General features: G+C 43.5%; 21 protein-coding genes. 12 read left to right on the top strand and 9 right to left on the bottom strand.

Features of this window, described 5'->3' with window-relative positions; all coding sequences use genetic code 11:
* The first annotated feature begins 38 nt into the window (after positions 1-38).
* Complete coding sequence (locus tag L4C32_RS06715) at positions 39-239, top strand: DUF4250 domain-containing protein (protein WP_428196097.1); 201 nt, start codon at positions 39-41, stop codon at positions 237-239.
* 8 nt (positions 240-247) lie between these two features.
* Here the strand turns inward: L4C32_RS06715 and L4C32_RS06710 are convergent, their stop codons facing one another.
* Positions 248-1159 carry a LysR substrate-binding domain-containing protein gene (locus L4C32_RS06710; RefSeq protein WP_428196096.1) on the bottom strand — a complete coding sequence of 304 codons (912 nt, stop codon included), beginning with the start codon at positions 1157-1159 and terminating at the stop codon, positions 248-250.
* Between the two features lie 230 nt (positions 1160-1389).
* Here L4C32_RS06710 and metE point away from each other — a divergent pair, with 230 nt between their 5' ends.
* Entirely contained in the window at positions 1390-3681 is a 2292-nt protein-coding gene (gene metE / locus L4C32_RS06705) for a 5-methyltetrahydropteroyltriglutamate--homocysteine S-methyltransferase (RefSeq protein WP_428196095.1), read from the top strand.
* A gap of 53 nt (positions 3682-3734) precedes the next feature.
* Here metE and L4C32_RS06700 read toward each other — a convergent pair whose 3' ends face one another.
* Positions 3735-4172: an META domain-containing protein gene (locus L4C32_RS06700; protein ID WP_428196094.1), complete on the bottom strand. Its 438-nt coding sequence runs from the start codon at positions 4170-4172 to the stop codon at positions 3735-3737.
* Between the two features lie 202 nt (positions 4173-4374).
* Here L4C32_RS06700 and L4C32_RS06695 point away from each other — a divergent pair, with 202 nt between their 5' ends.
* Positions 4375-4620: a DUF1289 domain-containing protein gene (locus L4C32_RS06695; protein ID WP_428196117.1), complete on the top strand. Its 246-nt coding sequence runs from the start codon at positions 4375-4377 to the stop codon at positions 4618-4620.
* A gap of 84 nt (positions 4621-4704) precedes the next feature.
* Here the strand turns inward: L4C32_RS06695 and rplY are convergent, their stop codons facing one another.
* The 6 genes from rplY to L4C32_RS06665 form a co-directional block, all read right to left on the bottom strand.
* Positions 4705-4983 carry a 50S ribosomal protein L25 gene (gene rplY / locus L4C32_RS06690; protein WP_428196093.1) on the bottom strand — a complete coding sequence of 93 codons (279 nt, stop codon included), beginning with the start codon at positions 4981-4983 and terminating at the stop codon, positions 4705-4707.
* A 147-nt stretch (positions 4984-5130) separates the two neighbouring features.
* Positions 5131-6321 carry a hypothetical protein gene (locus tag L4C32_RS06685; RefSeq protein ID WP_428196092.1) on the bottom strand — a complete coding sequence of 397 codons (1191 nt, stop codon included), beginning with the start codon at positions 6319-6321 and terminating at the stop codon, positions 5131-5133.
* On the bottom strand, positions 6318-7001 hold the full coding sequence (locus L4C32_RS06680) for an ABC transporter ATP-binding protein (protein ID WP_428196091.1): 684 nt from the start codon (positions 6999-7001) through the stop codon (positions 6318-6320). The genes L4C32_RS06685 and L4C32_RS06680 overlap by 4 nt, the downstream gene beginning before the upstream one ends.
* A gap of 2 nt (positions 7002-7003) precedes the next feature.
* Complete coding sequence (locus tag L4C32_RS06675; protein WP_428196090.1) at positions 7004-8221, bottom strand: ABC transporter permease; 1218 nt, start codon at positions 8219-8221, stop codon at positions 7004-7006.
* Positions 8211-9440, bottom strand: a complete 1230-nt coding sequence (locus L4C32_RS06670; protein ID WP_428196089.1) for an ABC transporter permease — start codon at positions 9438-9440, stop codon at positions 8211-8213. Before L4C32_RS06670 ends, L4C32_RS06675 begins: the two co-directional genes overlap by 11 nt.
* 9 nt (positions 9441-9449) lie before the next feature.
* Entirely contained in the window at positions 9450-10211 is a 762-nt protein-coding gene (locus tag L4C32_RS06665; protein WP_428196088.1) for an outer membrane lipoprotein-sorting protein, read from the bottom strand.
* 396 nt (positions 10212-10607) lie between these two features.
* On the opposite strand from L4C32_RS06665, the gene L4C32_RS06660 reads away from it, so the two are divergent.
* Together L4C32_RS06660 and L4C32_RS06655 are read left to right on the top strand one after the other, a co-directional pair.
* A complete protein-coding gene (locus L4C32_RS06660; protein WP_428196087.1) occupies positions 10608-11603 on the top strand; it encodes a BMP family ABC transporter substrate-binding protein in 996 nt (331 codons plus the stop codon).
* Between the two features lie 2 nt (positions 11604-11605).
* Positions 11606-13120 carry a diguanylate cyclase domain-containing protein gene (locus L4C32_RS06655; protein ID WP_428196086.1) on the top strand — a complete coding sequence of 505 codons (1515 nt, stop codon included), beginning with the start codon at positions 11606-11608 and terminating at the stop codon, positions 13118-13120.
* Positions 13121-13137: 17 nt separating this feature from the next.
* Here the strand turns inward: L4C32_RS06655 and radD are convergent, their stop codons facing one another.
* Positions 13138-14862: a DNA repair helicase RadD gene (gene radD, locus L4C32_RS06650; RefSeq protein WP_428196085.1), complete on the bottom strand. Its 1725-nt coding sequence runs from the start codon at positions 14860-14862 to the stop codon at positions 13138-13140.
* Between the two features lie 82 nt (positions 14863-14944).
* Here radD and rsuA point away from each other — a divergent pair, with 82 nt between their 5' ends.
* From rsuA to nhaA, 7 genes are all read left to right on the top strand, one after another.
* Positions 14945-15640 carry a 16S rRNA pseudouridine(516) synthase RsuA gene (rsuA, locus tag L4C32_RS06645; RefSeq protein ID WP_428196084.1) on the top strand — a complete coding sequence of 232 codons (696 nt, stop codon included), beginning with the start codon at positions 14945-14947 and terminating at the stop codon, positions 15638-15640.
* 134 nt (positions 15641-15774) lie between these two features.
* Entirely contained in the window at positions 15775-16968 is a 1194-nt protein-coding gene (locus L4C32_RS06640; RefSeq protein ID WP_428196083.1) for a Bcr/CflA family multidrug efflux MFS transporter, read from the top strand.
* A 32-nt stretch (positions 16969-17000) separates the two neighbouring features.
* Complete coding sequence (locus L4C32_RS06635) at positions 17001-17657, top strand: DUF2913 family protein (protein ID WP_428196082.1); 657 nt, start codon at positions 17001-17003, stop codon at positions 17655-17657.
* A gap of 119 nt (positions 17658-17776) precedes the next feature.
* Positions 17777-18448, top strand: a complete 672-nt coding sequence (locus L4C32_RS06630; protein ID WP_428196081.1) for an ABC transporter ATP-binding protein — start codon at positions 17777-17779, stop codon at positions 18446-18448.
* Positions 18429-20882, top strand: coding sequence for an ABC transporter permease (locus L4C32_RS06625; RefSeq protein ID WP_428196080.1), 2454 nt, complete (start codon positions 18429-18431; stop codon positions 20880-20882). The genes L4C32_RS06630 and L4C32_RS06625 overlap by 20 nt, the downstream gene beginning before the upstream one ends.
* Positions 20883-20900: 18 nt before the next feature.
* Positions 20901-22016, top strand: coding sequence for a lipocalin-like domain-containing protein (locus L4C32_RS06620; RefSeq protein WP_428196079.1), 1116 nt, complete (start codon positions 20901-20903; stop codon positions 22014-22016).
* A 198-nt stretch (positions 22017-22214) separates the two neighbouring features.
* Positions 22215-23363: a Na+/H+ antiporter NhaA gene (gene nhaA, locus L4C32_RS06615; protein ID WP_428196078.1), complete on the top strand. Its 1149-nt coding sequence runs from the start codon at positions 22215-22217 to the stop codon at positions 23361-23363.
* Positions 23364-23402: the final 39 nt, after the last annotated feature.

Below are 23402 nucleotides of genomic sequence, written 5' to 3'. Positions count from 1 at the left end.
TCTAAACTGAGGTTAGGTGCATTCAGAGGGAAAATAGGATGGATTTAACCAATACGTCAAAAATGAACAGCTCAATTTTGTTGGGTATAGTGAATGAAAAGTTGCGTTTAGAGTGCGATAGTTTTGATGATCTGATCAGCATGTATGAGATGGATATGGAGGGTGTGGTAGGAAAACTCGATACATTGGGTTACCACTATGATCCATTAACAAATCAGTTTAAATCCTACCCACGATAATTCAAATTTTAAGCCATCTTGATCTCATCAAGGTGGCTTTTACTTTCCGTTTTAGCGGTTGAGAAGAACGCTTGCAGATAGCGCCTGTCATGCTCAGAGTTTCTGACGGCAGCAAACAGTCGTCGCCATAACCCACTGCCTAGCGGTTTACTCACGATTAATCCCTGCTTTGAAAACTCACTGATCGCCCAGTTGGGTAACGCTGCTACCCCTAAACCCGCCGACACCATTTGCACCAACATTAAGGTATTGTCAGCTTGTTTCCAACGATTAGGTTCAACACCAGCAGGTTGCAAAAAGTGCTTTACTACGTCCAGTCTCTGTTTGGGGACGGGATAAGTGAGCATGGTTTGATCCGTTAAATCTTTTGGTTGGATCGTTTTACGATTGGCCAACGGATGGTTGGTTGACATGATTAACTTCATTTCAAAATCAAACAGGGGCTCATAGTGTACTTCAGATCGAGGCTGAATGTCTGAGGTGATCACCAAGTCTAATTCTCCCGCCACTAAAGCAGGCAGCGGTTCAAAACTGAAACCAGACGAGAAGTCTAGCGCAACACTTGGCCAGCTTACTTGATACTCTTTCAGAGCGGGCATAAGCCACTGAAAACATGAGTGGCACTCGATGGCCATATGAAGTCGTCCGTTCAGATCCTCTTTTAGGCTCGCCACATCATGTTCAGCTTTAGCTAACTTCGGTAATATTTCGTCAGCAAGCCCGAGAAGAATATCCCCTTCAGCGGTGAATTTAACCGGGCGAGTCTTCCGTAAAAAAAGCGCGCCGCCTATTCTTATCTCTAGATCTTTAAGCTGATGAGAAAGAGCTGACTGGGTTAAATGCAGCGCAGTTGCCGTTGCTGTCAATGAGCCGGTGTCCCGCAATTTTGTTAATGTTCTTAAATGTTTAAGCTCAATCATTATCTATCTCAATGTCGAAATACTCAGCCATTTCTGAGTCTAATGTCACTACAGTAAAAGATATTCTTAGACTTGTAAACATCTAGACGTCCAAATGACCATATTTGCAATGTTGAAACAATTTCATAGTTACGATGAAATATTAGACATTGTCTGTTATCAATAAAATAGCCATTATTTAGCCATCTAGACGCCTTAATTCGTCAGTTGGTTATACAAGGAAAAAAATAATGACTAAAACTACAACACACATATTGGGGTACCCTCGAGTAGGGGCACAGCGCGAACTGAAATTTAGTTTAGAAAAGTATTGGCGTGGTGAAATTGAACAGCGGGAGCTACTTGAGGTCGGAAGTTTATTGCGTAATCGCCATTGGGGTGAGCAAGCAGGAGCTGGGCTAGATTTCGTTTCGGCGGGAGATTTTGCTTGGTATGATCATGTGTTAACGACGAGTTTGTTACTCGGTAATGTACCAAAACGCCATAACTCTAATGGCACCATTTCTGATCTGGATACCCTGTTTAAAGTCGGTAGAGGGCAATCTCAATCTGATTGTGGTTGTGGGGCGGCGGCCTCGGATATGACCAAATGGTTTAATACTAACTACCACTATATTGTGCCTGAGTTTACTAAAGAGCAGCGATTTGAAGTGAGTTGGACTCAGCTATTTGATGAAGTGGCAGAGGCCGTAAAGTTGGGACATAAAGTAAAACCAGTGCTGTTAGGTCCACTGAGTTACTTATGGTTAGGCAAAGAGGTAGAAGAGGGTTTTGAACGACTCTCTCTATTGCCACGCCTACTTATCTCTTATCAGAACATTTTATCTAAACTAGCCAGTTTAGGGGTGGAGTGGGTGCAAGTTGATGAACCGATTCTCTCTTTAGAGTTGCCAAAAGCCTGGAGTAACGCCTTTAAAGTCGCTTACCAGGTGATTGCCGGAGACGTAAAGATACTGCTTACAACCTATTTTGATTCTATTGATCATAACTTGGACAAGATCATTGAGTTACCAGTGAATGGTTTGCATATTGATCTGGCAGCGACACCTAACCAACTTGAGGCTGTGGTTGAGCAGTTGCCAACTGATTGGGTGCTTTCGGCTGGTGTGGTTAATGGTCGTAATGTATGGCGAGCGGATCTGAACCAATGGCTATCTCAACTGCAGCCGTTGAAAGCAAACTTAGGCGATCGTTTGTGGATTGGCAGCTCATGTTCACTGCTGCATAGCCCGGTTGATTTAGATTTAGAAACAGCGTTAAGCGCCGAAGTACGCAGTTGGTTATCTTTTGCTAAACAGAAGTGCCGTGAAATTAGCTTATTAGGAGCGGCATTGGATGGAGATGAGATCGCCATTGGTCAATGTGCGCAATACAGTCAGCCAATTATCAATCGTGTGAATGCACAGCATGTGAATAAACCGTCGGTCAAACAGCGAGTGAAGTCGATTGATGCTCAATCTGGTGATCGCAGTGCTGAGTATGCGGAGCGCGCCCACCACCAAAAAGAGGTACTTGGCTTGCCTCTGCTGCCGACCACGACCATCGGATCATTTCCGCAAACCGCTGAAATTCGTAGCCAACGAAGTGACTATAAAAATGGCCGCTTAGGTGAGACCGAATACACACAAGCGATCAAAGGCCACATTAGTGATGCGATAGCGCGACAAGAGGCACTGGATCTTGATGTACTCGTGCATGGTGAAGCGGAACGTAATGACATGGTGGAGTACTTTGCAGAACACTTATCGGGTTTTGATGTCACACGATTTGGTTGGGTACAGAGCTATGGCTCACGCTGTGTTAAACCGGCGATCGTGACAGCGGATATTGAAAGAGAACAGGCCATTACCGTTGAGTGGACCACGTATGCTCAGTCGTTAACCAGTAAGCAGGTAAAAGGGATGCTTACCGGACCTGTAACCATTTTAGGTTGGACTTTCCCACGTGAAGATATCAGTCGTAAAGAGATTGCTCAGCAGTTGGCGCTAGCTCTGCAAGATGAGGTGAGAGATCTGCAACAAGCAGGTATCAATATCATTCAGATTGATGAACCCGCTATACGCGAAGGCTTGCCGCTTAAGCGTTCACAGCAGAAAGAGTACCTCGATTGGGCGGTGGATGCCTTTAAGGTATCGGCGGCCAGTGCTAAGCCAGAAACCCAGATACACACTCACATGTGTTATAGCGAATTTAATGAAATTATCGACTCGGTGGCAGCTCTAGATGCCGATGTGATCACCATTGAAACCTCTCGATCAAACATGGAACTGCTCAAAGCGTTTGAGGAGTTTAACTACCCGAATGAAGTTGGGCCTGGAGTGTATGATATTCACTCACCTAACATTCCAGATGTAGAGTGGATTGTGGCGTTATTGGAAAGAGCGGCGGATAGAATTCCGGTAGAGCGTTTATGGGTTAACCCAGATTGCGGTCTGAAAACACGTAATTGGACGGAGACTGAAGCGGCGTTAACTAACATGGTCACGGCAACAAAACAGTTAAGGGCTCAGTTAGCGAAATAGAAAGAAAAGAGGCCGTCATTATTGACGGCCTCTTTACATCGTTCATTTGGTAGCTACTTCCAATCACTTAAGGTGAAAGTAAGTTGGTGTTGCTCACCTTGTAAAGTTAACGACTCTTTGGTCAAAGAGATGTCACTCCAATCCGATAGGGTACTCGTCACAACTTGTTCCGTTTTCATTACATCACCCAGACAGGCTTTCATCGACATGCCCATCCTCTCGATGCGGAACTGACCTTTATCATTAAGCTCAGCTTGACCAAAAAAGTTATTACATCCCGCTTTACCGTTGGCCGAGAAGTTTTCTCCAATTTCAAGATCAGGAGCAGCAAATTTATCAGGAGTACTGATCGCTTCACCATCGATTTTGGTTAGTATCCAGTGATGATGCTGAAGTGCTTCTGCAGAGACTTGGATCTGTTTTTCATCAGCGGTTGAACCACAAGCTGCCATAAATAGAGGCAGTGATGCTGCAATTATTAGTTTTTTCATTGTATCTCCAATTTGAAGAGGTGCAGAAAGAGTGTAGTAATTATAATCGATAGATGTGACTGCTTGTCAGCCAATTGTCAGACTTGTCTCAAATAACAGGGGGTTCAGTTGTTTTTCCTGATTATGCTATAGTGATGGTGTAACGTATGAGAGTTGTACGGTTTTAATGGAAAAGTATCGATAATACGGTTAAGGGGGAGACATAGAACAGCTCGAGTTTTTTTCAGTTCCTAGCCCCTGTATCGGCGTATGCAGTTTAGACAGCAAAGGGTATTGCAATGGCTGTATGCGTAAGCGCGAAGAGCGTTTTACTTGGATGGATATGACGATTGCACAGCAGAAAAAAGTGATTCAATTATGTAAACAGCGTTATAAACGTAAAATGGCTAAGCAGAAAGAGAAGGTCCAAGAGGTGGAGCTACAGAGCAGGCAGGTTGATCTGTTTTAGCGTAAAAACTCAGAGAGTAGAGAGAGAAAAAGCAGCTTGGTAAGGGCTGCTTTTTCAATTATGCAAAAGAATAATTACAACGAATTAGATGCGGATGAAGTCCATGTGCATGACTTTAGGCTTAAACGCGTGACGTTGAACGTCTTGCGGCTTAACCTTAACTTCAACACCATCAACAACTAGAACTAGACCTTCGTAAAACTCAGGCTTGTCCATTTGGTTGATAACTTCATCATGGTTTAAAGCGATAGAAACTGGAGCTGCTTCACCACCGTAGATGATTGCTGGGAATTTCTCAGCGTGACGAAGGCGGCGGCTCGCACCCTTACCTTGTTCAGTACGTACTACTGCATCAAATTTCATAGTTTTTACTCTCAAAAATAGTAAAATAAAAAGAATCCACTAGGTTTAGCGACCTAACTTAGTGAAGTTTCGTTCCTAAAAACGAGCGCGGATTCTAACATTGATTATGGGGATGCGCAAATGTTTAACCGTCTAGCAATGAAAAGCTTAAAAGCTCCATTTTATTCGGCCAAAAATCTGGGTAGCGGCGCTGCTATCAAACAAGCTCTCTTCTTTTATCCCATCAAAGCGTTGCACTACCGCGAGTAACTCCCAATCATTCGCCAGTGAATAGCTGTTAGTAGCACTGACAAAGTAGGAGCCATCTTGATAATAGCTGGCGGCAAAGGTGAGGCGGCTAAGCGGTGTGAGGTCAACCCCGACATCGGCATAGTAAGTCCAGTGAGCGAAACTCAGGGTTTTTGGCGTTAGGGGCATGTTCAGATAGTGCAAACCGCTGTTAATATCTTGCAGCTCTGAGATATAGAGAATGGCGGCACGAGCAGCCCAGTTGCTGCTACTGTTAAAGGTATAGTCCGTTTCCAATGACGCGACCCAGGTTCTTTTTTGTACTGAACTGCTCTGCGATTGTCCAGGGATGGTTTCCCAAATAGGATCAAAAAACGTGACCTCTCCGCGAGCGCCTGCTCCAGCAATATCTCCAGCAAAACCTGCCCCTATCACCCGGTCAGACAGGGATTTACCCAGTAGCAATTGCATATCCCATAAGTCATGATTAAACAGGTAGCGGGCTGAGTAGCTGTCTAAATCTCTATTGCTGTTTGGTGCATAAACAATATCAATGTTACTGGCATAACCTAAGGTGTGACTAACCATTAGAGCATCCGTTCCTGCTCGCTCTTCGTAATCAAAGTCATAAATCGAGTAGGAGTTGAAAATATCATTGGCGTTCCATAAGGTCGCCATGGCCCAATTGATTCGAAATCGACCGCCCCTCACTTGCCACTGCTCGTCGGCCCAACTTAATGAGAGTCGATCAATCTGACTGTTTCCAATCGCTCCTGATTTATCTAGCCAATTACCGGAGAGATCCACATAACCAGTGTCGGTATCGATTACGTCAGCATAGCCGGGAATGTCAGTCGATTCACCCAGAATTAAGCGATTGCGTAAGCTGCTGTTAAACCGTAAGTGGTCGTTAAAGCGATATTCGAAGTTGAAACGTTGATGAATTAGATGCTCAGTAATATTTTGATTGTTGTCGGCCAGAGTAACGTTGGCCATGTATTTCACATAACCATCCAGATCCCAATTGTTCTCAGGTTCAAGTCCGGGTATGCCGTTAGCAAAAATAGGCATGGCAAAAAGTGTCAACATAGCCAATGTGGGGCGTATCACTGAAGCTTATCCTCTTTTAATTGCCCATCTTCAAAGACAATCACTCGGCGGGCTCGGGTGATCACTCGGGGATCATGAGTTGAGAAAATAAATGTGGTTTGCTCTTGTTGATTTAACTCCAGCATAATATCCAGAAGCTCAGCGGTACTTTGAGCATCTAAATTTGCGGTGGGTTCATCGGCCATCACAAACTTTGGACGAGGAGCAAGGGCTCGCGCCACAGCGACTCGTTGCTGCTGACCCCCCGACAATTTAGATGGTAATTTATTGAGCTGCTCGGATAACCCCACTTTGTTTAACAACTCCGTTGCTCTTTGCCGGCACTCCGTTTCGGAGTGTCCCTGTAATAACATAACAAATTCAACATTCTCTAATGCCGTTAATACGGGTAATAGGCTGTAATCTTGAAAGATAAAACCAATATTATCTCGACGAAAACGAATGAGCGCTTTATCGTTTAGATCGGCAATGGTATTCCCATCAATGGAGACACTGCCTGATGTTGGTCGATCTATTCCTCCCACCATATTGAGCAGTGTGGTTTTTCCAGAACCGGAAGGGCCCATAATGGCAACAAACTCTCCCTGTTCGATATTAAGGTCAACATGATTGACCGCTTTGACTGGAAAATCACTGTCGGGATTATAGGTTTTGCACAGTTGCTTAAGTAAAATAGTCATGATCAGTGTTTCTCCGACATCGCTTCAACGGGGGGCTTTTTCAATATTTGCCGGGCAGGGTATAGTGCAGCGGCTAAACTGCTACACAGCACCATAGCGACTGTTATTAGATAGCTATTGGCGTCAACCCAAGGGTAGAGCACTGTATCAATCCCCATGGCACCTAGCCCTTCCGCAAGAGCTCCTAGGGGGAGTCCAGTACGTTGCAAAATGATCATCAATAATAGACTCACTGTACAGCCGAGCAGTCCTCCAACCAAACCGAGCAGCCCAGATTCTATAACAATCAGTTTAAAGATATTCGCTTTGTCCATGCCAATCGCCATCAATACACCAAACTCTTGGGTACGCTCAAAAACTGACATCAACATAATATTGATGATGCCAAAACCCATTGCGAGAACAAAAATGCCTAGAACAATAAAATTGCTGGTGGATAAGCTGGCGACCATAGCAGCAAGTAAGGGTTGAATTTGCGACCAAGTTTGCAGCTTGTTAGGCGCTGAAATAAGGGGACGTAGTTGCTGATAGACGTCATCGAGTCTATCAATATGGGTTAATTTTACCGATATCTCATGATTGGCGTTTACTTTACTGTGGCGGGCTAAATCAGTCTGCCTGACATAAACATTGGCTTCATCAAAGGTGCTGGAGGGAGAGCGGAAGATTCCTTTTACTTTAAACGCTACGCCGGTCACTTCTCCAGTAAAGTCAGTAAAGGTCAACACCACCTTAGACCCTAACCGTAAGGCTAATCGATTGGCGGTTTTTTCAGAAACTAAAATCGGATTACGACCCTGATTGTCTAACCATTCACCCTGTCTGATGGTGTCACTCATCAAGGTGACGTTTGCTTCATCGATCGGGTTGATGCCATTAATCATCACGCCACGTGAGTTTTTTGCTGAGGCCACCATGCCATTGATTAGCAACCGAGTTGAGTACGCGTCGATGAGTGGGTTGTTATCTAACCGCTGAGTGATCGCTGATTCATCCACTAATGTGGCCTTGATATCTGGGTTGCTGATATAACGTTGGTTATGAATCTGCATGTGACTGGTTTGGTAAGCGATCACATTACTGATCAAGCTGTGGCCAATCGCATTCATGAAACCCATCATGAGGATCACGCCGAGTAAACCAAACACCATCGCTGAGAGCATGATGGTGGTTCTCAACTTATTGCGCCAGAGGTTACGCCAGGCTAATTTAATGAGCATGAGTGCCTCCTTTTAATCCGGATACAATCTCTAAGCGATAGAGCCTGAACATGGGATAGAGTAAGCAGAGAAGTAAAATAATAAGCACCATCAGAATTTGTTCGTAATAAAAATCAAGGCTAAGCAGTACTGGAATAATAGGGTCGTACCCCATCTCTTCCATCATCGCCGCCGTGTCTCCTGTGAGTTGGATAGGAAAGCGTGAAAACCAAAGTAGCAGTGGCGTAGTAATGATGATGCCAATCGCGACCCCAATAGCGGCAATAAAACTCGATTCAATAGCGATCAATTGTAATAACTTTTGCCTGACCATTCCGGTGGCCATCATGACTGAAAACTCTCTCTGTCTCTCTAAGGTCATCATCAGAAGGGTAGCAAATAGACCAAACCCCACTACGCCATAGAGTACATACATTAAGAAAATACCGCTGACCCTATCTAGGGTGATCTGTTGCGCTAATTCAGGAATCAGGGTTTGCCAATCCAGTACATCGATGTCGGTATGATATTGCTGTTTGAGTTGGCTGATCACATCAGGTAGATGGCTAACGGCATCGGTGTGGATTAACCAGTTGGTGACTTGTCCATCGGTGCTAAACAGATTTTTAGCGGTATCAAGTGGCAGGTAGATTAATTGTGAATCCAACTGAGCTTGTGGGAGGTGAAAGATACCTTTAATAGTAAAAAGCCCTGCCGCCGTTTGCCCCCGATAACCTTGACCATATAGAACAATTTCATCGCCAATCGTGATATTAAGGAAAGAGGCTAAACTTTGACCTATGATAATCTGTTTATCCCCCGTTTCTAAAAATGCCCCAGTGACAATCTTTTCTTCAATGTTTGAGTAGTCTGCTTCTAACTTTGGGTCAATGCCGATAACCATTACCCCTTTAGATTTGTCATTGGCGGCAATCAAAGAGAAGGTCTCTATTCGTGGAATGGTAAACGTGATCTCAGGGATTGATCTTGCTGGGGTAATAAATGCATCACTGCCAGGGAGCAGGTCATCAATACTTTGGCTGTCGTAGTATTTGCTGTTTTGCAGTTGTGCTAAACCTGAAGAGAGCCGGGCAACAGTATCAATGTTGTGGGCATAACTGCCCTCTTGGGTTGAGCGCATGAACAACGAGAGAAACAGCGCTAATCCAAGCGCTGAGGCGGTGAGCAGGGTCCGTCTTTTTTGTCGCCAAATATTTCGCCAAGCCAGTTTAAATAACATAAGCGCCTACTATTTTCGTAAAGACTTCATCTGTTTTTGGGAGAAAAACCCATCGGTAATATCAAAATCAAACTGGGCTTTATGAGTCGTCATTATGGTCTTGTTTCCCGGCTTATCAGCGGGTTGCATGACAGTGCGAGTGGGCAGCATTCTCCCCCCCATCTCTTTAATATCAAAGGTGGTTAAGGTATTCACTAAGTCATCAAACTCATCATAAAATACCACTTTACGTTGATTATAAGTTTGCTTTGAGATCCATAAACGTACTTTACTCCACACCACAGGTGCATCAGGTTTGGCGATGGCATCAATCACCCACACGCTTTCACCGTCAACGGTGTCATCTTGAACAAATTGGTGCTCATAATCGACGACGATAGAGGATTGATTAATCAGGTCGTCATTGGTGAAGTCAGAGCCCATCCAAGATTGACTTAACATTGATGGGGCAATTTTGATCACTCGTTCAACACTTGGGATCCAGTTCCACATTTCAGTGGAGCGTTTAAGCGAAGCACTGCCTTGGTCTTTAGCTGGAGCCGTGACGAGTACCATGGAGAGCTCGGTGCCTTTACTCCATGTTTTCATGCTCATTGAACGGGACCAATCTGGGCGAACGATCTCCATTGTCATCTCGGTATAGCCAGACTTTCCTCGCATTTGTTGATCAGACTGAGTGATGATCTGTTTCGCGGTTTGAGAGGCAAAACTGGGTATGGAGAGCAAAAAGAGTAGAGCTAGGATGCAATATTGATAGGTTCTTGTATTCATGACCATGCCTCCGAGAAAGGTAGGTCATTAACATAGAGGTAATGGTGTGAAATTACAGAGACATAGATAACACTTTGACCTAAATATGTGATCTGTTTATCGTTAATCTCAGTTATTTAAGCAGCGATTGAGTGACGCCAAAAGCGATGATGAATAGCAGCATGAAGAACACATATTTGACAAAGTTACGCATAATAAAGCCTCGAAAATTTTAGAGGCGATAAGATAAATCAATTTTAGAAAAAAGAAAGAGATAATGATAGCAAGTTTAGACTTGAGCCGTATTTATTAGAATAGTGGAGATAATAAATCAATTTTTAGTCGTATTTTTACTCATCTATTTGTATGATTAGCGCATTATTATTTAGTGTACGTCATATTGTATTTGGGCGATTTATGGTAAGAAAAATATTGGCAGTAGGAGCAATTTTATTGTTTTCTCAGCTGTTGTCAGCAAAAGAAGCCTTCAACCCTTTAGTACTTTTTCAAGGCGAAGTTGAGCCGGGTTCTTACTTATATCGGATTGAACGTGGAATTTCTCGGTTTGAAGAGAGCACCAATATTATGGTGGCGCGTAAACATTTAATTCGAGATAATTCACTTTATATTCAAGAGCTTAAAGAGTCAGCAACATCGGGTTATAACCCCATCATTGTTCAAGACTCCAACTCGATAACGAATTTTGAAGAGATAGCCAAGTCGTACCCATCTACCCGCTTTATCTCACTCGATGTTGCCTACGATGTGCCTAATGTGCTCGGTTTGACTTTTAATCATGCGGAAGGGGCTTATGTTATCGGTTATGCCGCAGGGTTAAAGAGCAAAACGAATAAAGTGGGTTTTATTGGCGGTATGACGATTCCAGTTATTGAGAATTTTCAATGTGGTTATGAACTTGGGGTGAAGGACGCCAATAAAAATGTGATGGTATCTGTCGACTATATTAACAAAGGTGCTTTCTCATGGGATGACGTTGAAACGGCTCAGAAACTGACTCAAGTGATGTTGGATGGTGACGTCGATGTGGTTTTTCCGGTTGCGGGTTTTGCCAGTAAAGCGGTTATGGAGACGATGAAAACATCAGGGACAGGTGGTTACAGCTTCGGTATTGATTATAATTACAACCAGCAGTATCCAGAGACATTAATCGCCTCGTTTGAAAAGCGAGCAGATAAAGCGATCTTTGCAGCATTAATGCTATTGAACAATGATATTTGGAATAGTAACGAGAAACATTTTGGTATAAAACAAGAGATCATCAATATAGCTATTAATCACGATAACCCTACTCTAACAAAAGCAGAGATTAAGAAGATTAATGATTTAATCGTACAGCTAAAAGGTAATAACAGCGCAGTTACTCATAAAATCTCAATGCTATGTCAGATGTAACAATGAAAAAGCTCTCTTCACATATTATTGTGTTGTACATCATTTTGACGTTGGTGCCTCTACTGATTTTTGCAGGGGTGGATATGACTAAAAGCTTAATACAGGAAAAAAAAGAACACTTGCAGCTGTACGATCAAGTGCTCTCTCAGCAGTTGCTAAATGCACAAAAATCCCTTGAGAAATTTGATCTACCTGTCGCTGAACTTGTGGTTAACGATCTTTCGCGCTTAGAGTACATTACTTCTGTTAAGTTAGAATCAGAACAGTATGAGATGACGTTAGCTGAGGTCATTAATGCAGATTCATCGCCGCCTCACATCAATAGATTGGTCTATCCGGTTGTTGATGCTGATGGACATTTTTTAGGTCAACTGGTCATTCATAAAGACAATGATGCTCTGAGTAAAGATATCTATTACTTAATATTGCCCAGAACAATACTCCTGATTTTATTGGTAGGTCTGCTGTCGTATATTTTTAGTTATAAGATCTTCTCGGTATTAAGGAAGCCCTTTGATGACGTTCAGCAGTTCACGCAGTTAGTCGCAAGAGGAGAGTTTGCCATTCCTCCCCCTAAGCACAACAGGTTTAGCGAAATCAATTCAATATTTACTTCGTTAGAAACGATGCGGCTTCGTTTATTTAACTCAATCAATCAGTTAAGACAAAGTGAAGAGCGTTACTCAAGAACCTACAATTTAACTCAAGTTTGTTTGTTTGTGGTGAACGTTAAAACGTACCAAATAGTGAGAGCCAACAATAAATTTGTTCAATTAATTGGTGAGGTTGATAAGATTAACGAGCAGCAAGAAGAGTTGTTGGAAGCATTAATTGCACAGTTATTACGTCGAAAAAGCGGCAGTGGTTTTGAGTATTCATTGTCAGATGACAATGGGAAAATACATTTTCAGATTAATCATTCCAAGCGCATCAAAGATGAAATCGAATGTTCAGCCCTGGACATTAGTGATCTTATTGAAGCAAGGGAGTTTGCTGAAATGCAAATGAAAACGGATTCCTTAACCGCGATTCCTAACCGTGTCAGTTTTAATGATTTTGCCCAGCAAGTTGAGAAAGGAATCTACGACTGTTTTACTTTCATGATGCTCGACTTGAATGGTTTTAAAGTGATTAATGATACGCATGGTCACGATGCAGGAGATGCGGTTTTACAAGTGGTTGCATCACGTTTAGAGAGAGTGACTAGTGCTTTAGGTGCGGTTTACCGTTTAGGGGGCGACGAATTTATAATTACTCTGATTGACCCTTTTTCAGAACAGCAGTTACGTGGTATTGCGAATACGATAGTGCAAGCGGTGGAACAGCCGATTGAGTTTAATGGGTTGACTCTGTTTGTCTCGGTCAGTGTCGGTATTAGTGGTGATGACAGTGATAGTGTTTGTTCGGTAAAAAATGTGTTACATAATGCTGATGTAGCTATGTATTATGCCAAAGCCAACGACTTACCTCCGGTATTTTTTTTGGAGGTCCCCAACAACAGTGCGAGTCCCTCTTAGGCTAGAGTTATCAACCGTTACTCTTCAAATATCTTATCCCGGATCGTCCAAAACCGTCCCTGCTTGCGGGCAATAACAAAAGTAGGAGGTCTAAATCTGTGTTGGTGTGTTGCAATTTTACTAGCAGAGGTTTCATCAAAGGGTCTGTGTCGATCGGCTAAGTGCGGACGAACAAAACGTTCTTGGAACGCAAGTTTCTGCTTTTTGGTCGCCATTTGCCATACTTCATGGATCTCTGACTCATCAAAACCAATATAGGTCACCTTGAGCTGAGGTTTATCAAACTTGTTTTTTCCGGCACTGATTATCAAATCACGACACTCAATGATTCGAGCATCTTTTAGTTTTAATGCCTCTTTCAGCTTTTTATCGGGATCAACCAAAATAGCATCACATTGATGACAAATTCTGGCTGCTATGTCGTTATCTGCGCCGCACTCGTTGCAGTATTTAGCCCGGAATCGATAGCCGCACTCCTCTCTAACCTGCTCATCATCTTCGAAATACCCTTGGCAGCGGCGTCCGAAATGCTCTAAAAGAAAACCGTTACTGTCTAGTTTTCCCCAGAAATTATTATTAAAACCGCAGGCTGGACAAGGGATAGTGACGATTTCGCTGTTACTGTCTGGTTTGGGATCGCCAACCTCTGGTTGATAGAGGTCATAGCAGTTACCGGCGTAATCGAGAATGGTGCACTCCTCTTTGCCTTCTGAGAGTCTCAAACCACGGCCAATTATCTGTTGATATAAACTGACCGACTCCGTTGGTCGCAAAATAGCAATCAGGTCAACATGTGGGGCATCAAACCCAGTGGTTAAAACTGAGACATTAACGAGAAACTTGGTCTGTTGTTGTTTAAAACGTTGAATGATGGCATCACGATCGTCAATTTTTGTTTCTCCAATCACTAACTCGGATTGCCCAGTAGGCAGTAATGATAAAACCTCTTGAGCGTGTCTAACCGTGGCGGCAAAAATCATGACACCTTTGCGATCGGCGGCATAATCTATTATCTGTTGTACGATTTGTGGTGTTGCTCGTTTAGACTCTTCAATGACTAGGTCCAGTTCGGACTCTTTATAGCGACCCGTTGATGCGGGTTTTAGTTGAGAGAAGTCATAACTGAGAATAGGCGCATCAAGCAGTTTAGCTGGGGTTAAAAAACCTTCATCCAGTAAATATTGAATGGGCAATTCAAAAATACAGTCTCGAAAAAATCGAGCGTGGCTTGACTTTACCTGTCCTCGAGTGTGGTACTGATAAATCCATCCCATACCCAAACGGTAGGGGGTAGCAGTAAGACCTAAAATTTTAATGTTGGGGTTATTTTTTTGCAGGTGAGTGATGACCTTGCGATAGCTGCTGTCTTTATCATCGGGAACTCGATGACATTCATCAATGACCAGAAGTGAAAATTGATCATTAAAAGCCTCTAGATTTCGAGCAATGGATTGCACTGAAGCAAAAACCACCTGTTTATCGTTCTCCTTACGGCCCAGCCCAGCAGAGAAGATGCTCGCTTGTAAATCGTAACTCTCATATTTTGCGTGGTTTTGTTCAACCAACTCTTTTACGTGTGCCAGCACCAACACTCGACCTCTCGCTAATCGAGCCAGTTCAGAGATCACTAAGCTTTTTCCTGCTCCAGTTGGCAGAACAATCACCGCTGGAGAGGTGTGCTTGCGGAAGTAGTGAACCACCGCTTTTACTGAGTCTTGTTGGTAAGGACGTAATGCGAACATAAATTAGAGTAATAAAAAGATGGTTAGATGGTAATTGCCCACTATAATAGCGCGGTATTGGCCTCAATGTACTGGAATAATAATGCGCCTAGATAAATTTTTGTGTGACTCGCTTGGAGTGACTCGTAAAGAAGCAAACCAATTAATAAAACGTAAAGAGATCTCAGTGGATGGGGCGATGCGTAATGTTGCGTCGATTCAAGTGAATGACGCGTCAGAGGTTGTGTGGCAAGAGCGCAAGCTAACGATTGCTGGTCCTCGCTACATCATGTTATTTAAACCTGACGGTTATGTCTGTTCACACGAAGACTCAAGCAACCCCACTGCGTTTGTGCTTATCGACGAGATAAAAATGGACAAGCTGCATTTTGCAGGGCGTTTGGATGTGGATACCACGGGATTAGTATTGATTACCGATGACGGAAAATGGTCGCACCGTATCACCTCACCAAAACACAAATGTTCTAAGCGTTACCGCGTTTGGTTAGCGGATCCAATTCAAGACGATTATATTGAAAAGTTTGAACAGGGGATTCAGCTTAATAGTGAGAAAAACCTGACACTTCCAGCGAAACTAGAGATTGTTGATCGCGAAGAGAATGAAGTGTTATTGACCATTCAAGAAGGAAAATACCACCAAGTTAAACGTATGTTTGCTGCGGTAGGTAATAAAGTAGAAGGTCTGCATCGTGACACCATAGGCAGCATTAAATTGGATGAAGCGTTAGAACCTGGTGAGTACCGATATCTCACCGAAGAAGAGGTCGCTTCATTTTAGTCTAGGCCTTGTTTTTCTTAATAATAAAGGACGCTTAGCATCCTTTATTATTTTGTACTCACTGCAAGAAATGACAATAACTGTGAGTAAGATCATGATACTCTAGCCGCGGTATTTTTCTCTTTTGGACTGTTATGACTTCGGAACAACCAGCACCAACATTAAATCTAACACTGATTGTCATATTAGGCGCCATCGCGGCATTAACCCCTCTAGCTATTGATATGTATCTGCCAGCAATGCCAAGTATTGCTGCTGATTTAGGCGTCACCTCCAATGCGGTACAGATCACTTTAACCGCCTACATGGCGGGTTTTGCTATTGGTCAGCTTCTACATGGTCCATTGGCGGACAGTTATGGCCGTAAACCGGTTCTGCTTATTGGAACTCTGTTTTTTGCCCTCGCGTCTATTGTCAGTGCAACCACAACGGGTATCGAGGCGTTAACTTGGGTGCGCGTAGCTCAAGGGTTTTCTGGTGCTGCCGCCGCGGTGGTGATCCAAGCGATCGTGAGAGACATGTTTGATCGTGAAGATTTCGCACGAATCATGTCGTTTATCACCCTTGTCATGACTGTTGCTCCGTTAGCTGCGCCGATGATCGGTGGGCACATGACGGTGTGGTTTGGTTGGCGTTCAATCTTCTGGCTTCTGGTGGTGTTTGCATTAATCGTAATGGTGGCGGTACTGATTAAAATTCCAGAAACGCTATCGATAGATCGCAGGCAACCTTTGCGAGTGAGTGCCATTTTGCGTAACTACATTCAACTGTGTAAAACCCCGAGTGCCATGGGACTTATCTTGACCGGAGCTTTCTCCATCTCAGGAATGTTTGCCTTTTTAACTGTGGGCTCGTTTGTTTATATCGATGTGTATGGGGTGAGCTTACAAAATTTCGGCTATCTGTTTGGCCTAAACGTTGTCTGTATGATTTTTATGACCAGTTTTAATGGCAAATTGGTGAAGAAAATGGGCTCGCATTGGATGATTCGTTTTGGTTTAATAATCCAAGTAATAGCAGGCCTCTGCCTAGTGATTGCTCAGGCATTAGATTTGGGCTTATGGGGTACGGTGATTCCAGTGGTATTCTATGTGGGTACCATCTCAATTATTGGCAGCAATAGCATGGCGCTGCTATTGAGTAACTACCCGCAAATGGCGGGCACCGCCTCATCGTTAGCAGGTACTTTGCGATTTGGAATGGGCTCAATAGTGGGAGGCATCGCAGCACTATTACCTGTTGGAACCGCTTGGCCAATGGCGTGTACTATTGCCGTTTGTGGAATATTAGCCATCTTATTTTATTATCTATTTGCTAGAGATGTTTAACACTAGCAATACATCCGTACAGGCGTTAATAGATGTCATCAGTTTACTATCAAGAAATTCAACACGTTGTTAATCAATCTTTGAAAGAGATGAGAGAACAACAGAATTGCGGCAGAGTGCCTAAAAATGCACTGAGTGAAACTCATTTTTTGGTTCACTGGGTGACGAAAGCGTTAAAAACTCATCAATTTGATCGCTGCGTCGTACCTGACCTTATGAAGTGGCAGAAACAGGGAAGAACTAAAGGCGCGTCTTCAGACTTATTAAATACGTTTATGCGTATTTCTGACCTCTATGCTCGAGTAACGCCACTAGAGAGTGAAAGAGTCCCGTTGACTGAGTCAGACTTTGAAGCATTAATCCACGGCTTAGAAGCACAAGATTGGATCGCTGAGATTGATGAAGAGCTGTCGGGGAAAATAAGGTTTGACTCAGACGGTGAGAACTCATTGGTTTTTTGCAGTAAACAGTTAGCTACCGTTTTTACCGATGAGTTACTAGTCGCGCCAATAAGTTGTTATGTGAGAGGCGATCATCAGCAGTTTCTACAGATGGCGACTGAGGCTGGTATTTTAATGCACAAACAATCCGATTATAAATCCATCGTTAAATATCATGGTGAGTATGTTATCCATCCTAACAACATCGCCTCACAACTTGCAGAGATGCCATATTTAACTAACAAATAATAGTAAAAATGTAATGCTATATTTTTACCACGACTAAAGTACTTCCTCAAAACGTGATATTGCTGTAGATTCTGCGTCACGTTTTTAAACGGATTTTTACGCGAAAGCAAAGAGGGACGATGTTACGACTGCATGACCTGAATAAAGGCTTTCTTGATGGAGGGGAATTTCATCCTGTTCTTCAAGGCGCTGAATTAACACTACAACAAGGCTGTCAGACGGCGTTGATGGGAGAGAGTGGTTCAGGAAAAAGTACCTTGCTTAACCTTATTGCAGGTCTTGATAGTGCTGATTCCGGAGAACTCTGGTTTGGCGAGTTTGCTTTACATCAGGCTTCTCAGCGCCAAAGTACGGCATATCGAAGAAATAACATCGGATTAATCTTTCAACAGTTCAATTTATTACCCACCTTGAGTGTGGCTGATAATATCCGTTTTTGTAGAGAGCTTCGCGGCCTACCTGAAAACGAATCGTTGTGGCGACAGATCATCTCAGCCCTCGATTTAATGCCGTTACTAAGCCGCTTTCCTGAAGAGATCTCTGGGGGACAGCAGCAGCGTGCCGCGATTGCCAGAGCCCTGTATATGGAACCTAAGTTACTGTTAGCCGATGAGCCAACAGGCAGCTTAGATGAGAAAAATGCCGAAGCGGTCATGCGTTTACTGACGACCCTTGCAAGAGATTTTAACTGTAGCCTTTTATTGGTGACGCACAGTGAATCTGTCGCGAACCACTTAGAGGGTCGCATTCGATTACAAGGGGGCCAGTTGAATGTTGTTTCCGGTAATTAAAGCGCTTTTAGCTCATTATCGAAGACATCCACTGCAGATACTCCTTGTTTGGTTAGGCTTAACCTTAGGCGTTTCTCTTTTGGTTGGCGTTTTAGCCGTCAATCAACATGCTAAAGAGAGTTACAGCAAAGGCGAAAAAATCTTTTCAAACCCACTCCCTTTTCGAATTAAAACCACTCAAGCAGGCATGAAAGTACCACAAGGCTTTTATGTTCAATTAAGACGCTCTGGGTTCACTGAGTGTGTCCCCATTGATAGTTACTCATTAGAGACCGATTCCGGTGTTGATCTAACCTTAGTTGGTATTGATCCGCTGGCGATGATTGGTGCCATGTCGAATCAAACGACAGAAAGGCTCGATGTGCTAACTATTATGCAGCCGCCTTACCCCATCATGATAGGACAAGAACTCGCCAGTTACCTTAATCTCTCTGAAGGGGATTATTTGACGTTAGAGAATAGTAGCCGCTTGGGGCCTATTAAGGTTGACAGTAATCAATTATTAAACAGTTCTCGACTGGTCGCTGATATCGCTCTGGTGCAAGCCATCAGTAAAGAGAGAGGCTTCACTCTGATTGGCTGTAGCGCGATGTCGGATCAAAAATTACTGCGTTTAAAGACTAGCTTACCGAGAGGTTTGAGTCTGAACGAATATCGACAGACCGAATTGCAATCCTTGACTCGCGCCTTTCATATGAACTTGTTAGCGATGGGAATGCTGGCTTATGTGGTCGGATTATTTATCTTCTATCAAGCGATGTCACTCTCTTTTGTACAACGACAACCTTTAGTTGGGGCTTTAAGACAGATAGGAGTCAGTACTTTTCAAATCACTCGAGCATTACTGCTTGAGATTGTCTGCTGGGTGCTTATTGGCTGGGCCAGTGGCAACTTAATTGGATTACTGTTGGCACAAAGTTTAATGCCAAGTGTGTCAGTGAGCTTGAACGAACTGTATAACGCCAATGTCGACCTTGATCTTGTTTGGTGTTGGGAGTGGGGCTATCAAAGCTTATTGATGGCGGCATCCGGCTGTATTTTAGCCTGTGGTTGGCCGATGGTCAGACTATTACGCACCGCACCTATACGTCTATCGTCTCGCCTCTCTTTGGTGCGCTCAGCAGGTAGAGAGTACGGTTGGCAAGCATTTGTAGCCTGTATTTGTACTGTGGCGGCGGTCGCGGTATATCAGCGACCTCATGATCAAGAAGCGGGTTTTGTCCTTATTGCTCTGCTGTTGATCAGTGTTGGCCTTATCACGCCATTTCTTATTAGTAATCTGTTTAAGCTGCTGTCGTTATCACTGCCGGGTACAAAAGTGAGGTGGTTCTTTGCGGATGCTTCTAACAGCATGAGTTACCGTGGGGTGGCTGCGATGGCGTTTATGCTTGCCCTCGCGTCTAACATCGGCATAGAGACAATGGTAGGCAGCTTTAGAACCACTACAGACAGTTGGTTAACTCAACGACTAGCAGCGGATATCTACATTAAACCGACCACCAGTTCAGCGGGTCGTATTAACGCATGGCTTCTTAAGCAACCTGAGGTGGATGAAGTGTGGCAGCAGTGGCATGTCGCGATGCCAACCGATAAAGGTAAGTTGCAGGTCATGAGTATCGGTCGTAGTGAAGGGGAAAACAGAGCACTTGCGTTAAAGGTGACGATTCCTGACTATTGGTATAATTTTCACTACAAAAAAGGGGTAATGATCAGTGAATCGATGGCCCTGAAGCTGAAGTTAAAACCTGGAGATAATCTCTCTTTCCCTGCTCCTATGGGCGGCGGTTGGAAAGTCGTTGGGGTCTATTACGATTACGGAAACCCGTACAAACAGTTATTGTTATCACACAATAACTGGTTAAATACCTTTACTGGTAAAGGCAGTATCGGATTAGGGGTAACCCTGAAAGAGGGCGTGGATAGAACCGATCTGTTATCAAGAGTAACCAGGTTATTCCGTTTATCTTATGAGCGAGTCTATGATAACAGCAGCATTCATGCTCAAGCGATGCGAGTGTTTGATCGTACCTTTGTGGTCACTGATACATTAGGTACCTTGACCCTGTTTATCGCGGTATGTGGTCTATTTTTTGCTACGTTAGCGGGTGAAATATCAAGACAGAAGCAGTTTGCTTTACTGCGGTGTTTAGGATTAACCAGTGCAGAACTCGTGATGCTTGCTGGTCTTCAGTTACTGGTGATTGGGTTAATCACCACCATGATCGCGTTACCATTGGGTTTAGTGTTAGCTCAACTCCTTATTGATGTCGTGATGAAATACTCTTTCGGCTGGACGATGGAGATGACGCTATTTCCTTTGGAATATATATTGACCTTCTCATGGACCTTAGTTTCACTGATTATTGCAGGAGCTTGGCCGGTATGGAGAATGGTTAAGAGACCACCAATGAATTCACTTCGTAACTCACTTTAACGGACAGTATTGACGTTTATGACTAAACAAAAACAACAACGCACGACTAAACTCATTTGGCTGATTATTGTGGTCATTGGTGTGCTGTTGTCACTACTGCAGTTAAAAGAGAGTGTCGAGCGCGATAACTCTGACAGTATGAATGTGCTTATTTCTAAGCAATCTTCGTTTATCTTTGAGCCAGTCTTACCTGATACAGAGATCGTGTTACCAAAAGACTATGATGAACACCCGGATTATCAAAACGAGTGGTGGTATTTTAATGCCACTTTAGTGGCTGAATCGGGTGAGGAGTTTGCTGCCCAGTGGACACTGTTTCGGTTAGCTACAGATGATCGAAAAGCAAGAGGTTGGAGAAACCCACAAATTTATATGGCGCATGTTGTCATTACCTCCGAGAATCAACGTTGGACGGCTCAACGTATTGCTCGAGGGGGTATCGGCCAAGCAGGAGTGAGTGGCCAGCCATTTAGAGCTTGGATAGATGACTGGTCTTGGCAAGGCATAGGTCAAACCCCTTTTCCTGGCAATATACTGGCGGGTAACGACGATTTTCAACTCAATCTCGCGGTCAGAAAAGAGGGGCCTGAATTCCTACAAGGTGATAAAGGCTACAGCAAAAAACATGATCAGTTGCCGATCGCCTCTCACTACTTTAGCACCCCATTTGTCAAAGTTCGTGGCACCCTAAACTTAGGAGATAAGGTCTTTAAAGTGGCTGGAGATGGCTGGCTTGATAGAGAATGGTCTACGGATCTCTTTGTTAAAGAGCAGCAGGGGTGGGATTGGTTCTCTTTCCATTTGGATGATGGAAGAGCGCTGATGGTTGCACAATACCGCCATGAAAACCAGTTGCCGTACTTCTTTGGTTCTATCATGTCACCTGATGGTACACAGGTAGTGTTAAATCGTGACGACATTGTTCTAAACCCTTTGTCTGACACTCAACTTGAGAATGGAAAAGAGTTACCTCTTCGGTGGAAAATTCAAATAAAAGGGCATGAAATCAATTTAATTACGGAACCGGTAAGAGAAGAACAGTGGTTACCTTTTTTGGTCGAATACTGGGAAGGGCCTATTAGGGCATCAGGCAGTCATACAGCAAAAGGTTTCATGGAATTAGTAGGTTACTGACCTTTTTCTCAATCTAGCTTCTCGTCAGCCGCCGAATAAAGAACGGCTATACCTAACTATATCCTCAAATACCTCGGTTTTACCGAGGTATCATATCTAAACAATCGATTATTCCTTTTTTCAATTAGTGACTAATATTGATTTATATCACTAGTTAATCAGATGAGTGATCAAAATAATAATTTTAAAGGATGAGCCATGAGTGACGTTTTTCGCGATTTTTTCAAATTAGAATCTGCAGGTGGGATCATGCTTGTGATTGCTGCGGCTATTGCGATGCTGACTGCTAACTCTGCACTATACCCATTTTACGACTCTTTCTTGCATACCTATGTTGGTGGCTTGTCTATATTGCACTGGGTTAACGATGGCTTAATGGTTATCTTCTTCTTACTTATCGGACTTGAAGTAAAAAGAGAGTTACTTGAAGGGGCTCTAAAATCTAAAGAGACTGCTATATTCCCAGCGATCGCCGCAGTCGGTGGCATGCTGGCACCGGCACTTGTTTATGTGCTGTTTAATTTTGCAAACATGGATGCACTTGGCGGTTGGGCGATTCCTGCGGCAACAGATATTGCCTTTGCACTTGGTATTATGGCGCTTCTAGGAAAGCGTGTACCTGTGAGTTTAAAAGTGTTTTTACTGGCACTGGCTATCATCGATGACCTGGGTGTTATTGTTATTATTGCCTTTTTCTACAGCAGCGATATTTCAACGTCTGCGCTTGCCGTTGCGTTTGTAGCGACAGCTGCACTGTTCATGATGAATATGAAAGAGGTTACCAAAATCTCTTGGTATGTGGTCGTCGGCCTTATACTTTGGTTCAGCGTTTTGCAATCAGGTGTTCATGCGACGTTAGCAGGTGTTGTGATTGGTTTTGCGATACCACTTAGAGGGAAAAAAGGTGAAGCGTCACCACTGAAGAAAATTGAGCATGCGTTGCACCCTTACGTTGCCTTTTTCATTCTTCCAGTCTTCGCGTTTGCCAATGCGGGAATATCGCTTGAGGGTATCTCAATGTCTGATGTGACATCAATGCTGCCGTTAGGTGTTGCATTAGGTCTGTTACTGGGCAAACCTCTGGGTATCTTCTCATTCAGCTGGATTGCAGTGAAGTTAGGTGTAGCACACCTACCAGAAGGGGTTAACTTTAAACATATCTTTGCGGTTTCGGTGTTATGTGGTATCGGCTTTACGATGTCGATATTTATCTCATCACTTGCTTTTGGGGATACCGCGGCGCAGTTTGATACCTTAGCTCGACTGGGCATATTGATAGGGTCAACAACCGCTGCTGTTATGGGTTACATACTACTGAATTTATCGTTGCCGAAAGCGGTTAAATAAACGGAAAAAAGCAATAACAAAAAAGCCCCGTTCTAGTGA

It is taken from the genome of Aliivibrio kagoshimensis (assembly GCF_050337105.1).
Classification (GTDB): domain Bacteria; phylum Pseudomonadota; class Gammaproteobacteria; order Enterobacterales; family Vibrionaceae; genus Aliivibrio_A; species Aliivibrio_A kagoshimensis.
This window is presented reverse-complemented; position numbering and strand designations above follow the sequence as displayed.

Excerpts from the sequence above, each read along its gene's own strand:
- L4C32_RS06655 (WP_428196086.1), top strand. The coding sequence starts at position 11,606 with ATGAAAAAGCTCTCTTCACATATTATTGTGTTGTACATCATTTTGACG.
- L4C32_RS06680 (WP_428196091.1), bottom strand. The coding sequence starts at position 7,001 with ATGACTATTTTACTTAAGCAACTGTGCAAAACCTATAATCCCGACAGT.
- L4C32_RS06635 (WP_428196082.1), top strand. The coding sequence starts at position 17,001 with ATGTCATCAGTTTACTATCAAGAAATTCAACACGTTGTTAATCAATCT.
- L4C32_RS06660 (WP_428196087.1), top strand. The coding sequence starts at position 10,608 with ATGGTAAGAAAAATATTGGCAGTAGGAGCAATTTTATTGTTTTCTCAG.
- L4C32_RS06710 (WP_428196096.1), bottom strand. The coding sequence starts at position 1,159 with ATGATTGAGCTTAAACATTTAAGAACATTAACAAAATTGCGGGACACC.
- L4C32_RS06620 (WP_428196079.1), top strand. The coding sequence starts at position 20,901 with ATGACTAAACAAAAACAACAACGCACGACTAAACTCATTTGGCTGATT.
- L4C32_RS06625 (WP_428196080.1), top strand. The coding sequence starts at position 18,429 with ATGTTGTTTCCGGTAATTAAAGCGCTTTTAGCTCATTATCGAAGACAT.
- L4C32_RS06700 (WP_428196094.1), bottom strand. The coding sequence starts at position 4,172 with ATGAAAAAACTAATAATTGCAGCATCACTGCCTCTATTTATGGCAGCT.
- radD (WP_428196085.1), bottom strand. The coding sequence starts at position 14,862 with ATGTTCGCATTACGTCCTTACCAACAAGACTCAGTAAAAGCGGTGGTT.
- metE (WP_428196095.1), top strand. The coding sequence starts at position 1,390 with ATGACTAAAACTACAACACACATATTGGGGTACCCTCGAGTAGGGGCA.
- L4C32_RS06640 (WP_428196083.1), top strand. The coding sequence starts at position 15,775 with ATGACTTCGGAACAACCAGCACCAACATTAAATCTAACACTGATTGTC.
- rplY (WP_428196093.1), bottom strand. The coding sequence starts at position 4,983 with ATGAAATTTGATGCAGTAGTACGTACTGAACAAGGTAAGGGTGCGAGC.
- L4C32_RS06715 (WP_428196097.1), top strand. The coding sequence starts at position 39 with ATGGATTTAACCAATACGTCAAAAATGAACAGCTCAATTTTGTTGGGT.
- nhaA (WP_428196078.1), top strand. The coding sequence starts at position 22,215 with ATGAGTGACGTTTTTCGCGATTTTTTCAAATTAGAATCTGCAGGTGGG.
- L4C32_RS06670 (WP_428196089.1), bottom strand. The coding sequence starts at position 9,440 with ATGTTATTTAAACTGGCTTGGCGAAATATTTGGCGACAAAAAAGACGG.
- L4C32_RS06675 (WP_428196090.1), bottom strand. The coding sequence starts at position 8,221 with ATGCTCATTAAATTAGCCTGGCGTAACCTCTGGCGCAATAAGTTGAGA.
- L4C32_RS06665 (WP_428196088.1), bottom strand. The coding sequence starts at position 10,211 with ATGAATACAAGAACCTATCAATATTGCATCCTAGCTCTACTCTTTTTG.
- rsuA (WP_428196084.1), top strand. The coding sequence starts at position 14,945 with ATGCGCCTAGATAAATTTTTGTGTGACTCGCTTGGAGTGACTCGTAAA.
- L4C32_RS06630 (WP_428196081.1), top strand. The coding sequence starts at position 17,777 with ATGTTACGACTGCATGACCTGAATAAAGGCTTTCTTGATGGAGGGGAA.